This is a genomic window from Fusobacterium sp. (assembly GCF_029258315.1).
Lineage (GTDB): Bacteria > Fusobacteriota > Fusobacteriia > Fusobacteriales > Fusobacteriaceae > Fusobacterium_B.
This window is the reverse complement of sequence record NZ_JARHZE010000064.1, coordinates 1-3,176: the sequence shown is the minus strand read 5'-3', so window position 1 is coordinate 3,176 and position 3,176 is coordinate 1. Positions and strand designations below refer to the sequence as shown.

3 protein-coding genes are annotated in these 3,176 nt (G+C 26.4%); 2 read left to right on the top strand and 1 reads right to left on the bottom strand.

Going from position 1 to position 3,176, the window contains the following annotated elements:
- A partial coding sequence (locus Q1J48_RS05100; protein WP_300361670.1) for a PfkB family carbohydrate kinase occupies window positions 1–1,406 on the bottom strand: 1,406 nt, incomplete at its 3' end.
- Window positions 1,407–1,587: 181 nt separating this feature from the next.
- Here Q1J48_RS05100 and rbsK point away from each other — a divergent pair.
- Both rbsK and fsa read left to right on the top strand, forming a co-directional pair.
- Window positions 1,588–2,508, top strand: coding sequence for a ribokinase (gene rbsK / locus Q1J48_RS05095; RefSeq protein WP_300361668.1), 921 nt, complete (start codon window positions 1,588–1,590; stop codon window positions 2,506–2,508).
- A 45-nt stretch (window positions 2,509–2,553) separates the two neighbouring features.
- The coding region (gene fsa, locus Q1J48_RS05090) for a fructose-6-phosphate aldolase (protein WP_300361665.1) at window positions 2,554–3,176 on the top strand (623 nt) is incomplete at its 3' end.

The following is a 3,176-nucleotide window of genomic DNA, read 5'->3' as shown; positions in this document are numbered from 1 at the left end:
CTATTATTAATTTTTGCAATTTCAATAACTTTTTTTATACAAGGTTCTGGAATTTCAGTAGAGATTAAACAATAACTACAATTTTTGAAAAGATTTTGATTCTTTTCAATATCTTCAGGAGAAAGTTTGTTATTAGCTCCAGGAAAAATAGAGATAGTACTTTCTCCATCCCTTTTTAAATATATATAAGCTCTACCAGTTTCGTAGGAACTATCTTTTTCTATTCCATTTACTTCAATTCCTTCAGAGGAAAGTTTAGAGAGAATTTTTCTTCCTTCCACATCATCACCAATTTTTCCAATTAAAGAAATAGGAACTCCCATTTTATGAACCCCTAAAGTCTGGTTAATCCCTTTACCACCTATGGAAGTTAGGTGTTTATCAATAACAATAGTTTTTTCTTTACTAGGAAACTCTTCAACATTTAAAGTTATATCCGTATTAATACTTCCGATGACAACTATTTTTCTTTTGCTATTTTCTATATCTCTTATTGTACTTTCATTATTTAATAAAAATTCTTGATTAAAAAAGTTATCGTACTCTCTTTTTTCACAAAGAGCTATTAGGTTTTCTGTGATTAATTCAGCCATTTTCCCTTCATGAATATTGAAAAAAGATATTTGAGAAGAATTGTTGTCATTTGAAAATGTTAATAGAGAAACATCTTCAGGAATTTTATATCTCATATCTTTTAATTTAGATTTTAAAAATTTAGCTTGAACCATAGTTTTTGTTATAATTCCAGTAATTTTTTTTTCAATAAGAATATTTTCTAAATCTTTTAAAGTTGAAATTATAAATTTTTCATCAAAGGGTATGTTTTCATCAAAAAAAGATTTTTTAAAATTTTCTTTTTCCTCTTGGTTATCACCGCCAAAAAATAATATATTTTTATGTCCTTTTTCAATAAGTTTTTTTGTAGCTAAATATATCCCTTTTGGAAAATCTATAAAATATCCAGATTCTTTAGAATTCAGATATAGATATTTTATATCATTTTTTTCAAAATAATTTTTATTTATAAAACTTTCGTCTGAAACTGTTTCCCATATAACCCCATCTACATTATTTTTAACTATTGAAGTAATATGTTGTAATTCTTTTTCTAAATTAAAATCACTCAAGTATATAAGAATAGAATAATTTCTTTTTTGAGATGTTTTAATAATATTATTAAGAATTGTATTGTTTACTTCATTTCCCTTAAAGATTATAGCTAAAGTAAAGGTGTGTTTATCAGTTGATTGTTTTATCATATTATAAGGGGTATAATTATATTTTTTTACAATTTCTAAAACTTTTTCTCTCGTTTTTGGATTAATAGCCTCATCTTTATTATTTATAATTTTTGATACTGTGGCAATAGAAACTCCAGCTAAGCTAGCAATATCTTTAATTTTCATAAAAAATTTCCTTTCAATAAAATTATATAAAATTCATTAATATATTATGATATAAAAAGAATGGGTTTGTCAATCTAAATTTTTTAATAAAAAAATCTTGACAAAATATAAATAAAAATTATAGAATAGATTTATGAAAATGTTTTCTTAAAATATTTTCATAAAAATTTAAGGAGGGGTTATGAAAAAAAACATACTTGTTATAGGGAGCCTTAATGCCGATATCTCTATTTCTATGGAGAAAATGCCAATTATTGGCGAAACTGTATTTGGCGAAACTATAAAATATTCGAATGGTGGTAAAGGTGCAAACCAAGCTTGTGCCATTGGAAAATTGGGCGGAAATATAGAAATATTAGGTTGTGTTGGGAATGATGAATTAGGTAAAAAACAGATATCAAATTTAGTTAAATATAATATAAAAACAGATAATTTAAAAATTCAAGAAGGAATCCCAACAGGGACGGCAATTATATATGTTGATAAAAATGGAAAAAATAGTATTGTTGTAATCCCAGGAGCAAATAATTTTTGTGATATAAATTATTTGAGAAAAAATGAAGAAAGTTTTATAAAGTCAGATTATTTAGTATTGCAACTTGAAATCCCGATGGAAACTGTTGAGTATTCCATAAAAAGAGGAAAGGAATTGGGTAAAACTATAATTTTAAATCCAGCCCCAGCTCCAGAAAATATTTCTGAAGAAATTTTAAAGAATATAGATTATTTTACTCCAAACGAAACAGAGTTAAAACATCTAGCTAAATTAGAAAAAATAGATTGTATTGAAGATATAGAAAAAGGTGCAAAATACTTTTTAGATAAAGGGGTTAAAAATGTTATGGTTACTTTAGGAGAAAATGGAGTTCTTTTAGTTAATAAAGAAGAAATAAAACATTTTCCAGCCTATAAAGTAAAAGCCATAGATACAACTGCTGCTGGAGATTGTTTTAATGGAGCTTTTGTTCTAGGACTTTCTGAAGGGAAAAGTGTAGAAGAATCTATTGTTTTTGCAAGTAAAGCTTCTTCTATTGCAGTCACTCGTAAAGGAGCTCAAGATTCAATTCCTTTAAGAGAAGAAGTTGAAAAAGTGAAAGATTAAACAAGTTTTTTATGAATTTATATACTATTAAAAAAGGAGAAAAAAATGAAAATATTTATAGACACAGCTAATTTAAATGAAATAAGAGAAGCAAATGAGATGGGAGTTATTTGTGGGGTGACTACAAATCCAAGCTTAATAGCAAAAGAAAAAAGAGATTTTAAAGAAACAATAAAAGAGATTACAGAGATAGTTGATGGACCTGTTAGTGCAGAAGTGGTTTCATTAGAATGTGATAAAATGGTAGAAGAGGCTCTGCCTTTAGCAAATATTCATAAAAATATTGTAATAAAACTTCCAATGACAGTAGAGGGATTAAAAGCTTGTAAAAAATTAACTGAAAAAGGAATAAAAACAAATGTAACTTTAATTTTTACAGCGACACAAGCTTTATTAGCTGCAAGAGCAGGAGCTACGTATGTCAGTCCTTTTTTAGGAAGACTAGATGATATTGGAGAAAATAGTCTACAATTAATATCTGATATATCTAAAATTTTTGAAAAACATAATATAAAAACTGAAATAATAGCAGCAAGTATTAGAAATCCTTGGCACGCTAAAGAGGCAGCAAAAGCAGGAGCTCATATAGGAACAATACCATATGGAACTTTAATTTCAATGACAAAACACGAGTTAACAGATAGAGGAATAGAAAAATTTTTAAAAGA

Coding starts and splice junctions, on each gene's coding strand:
- rbsK (WP_300361668.1), top strand. CDS start 1,588: ATGAAAAAAAACATACTTGTTATAGGGAGCCTTAATGCCGATATCTCT.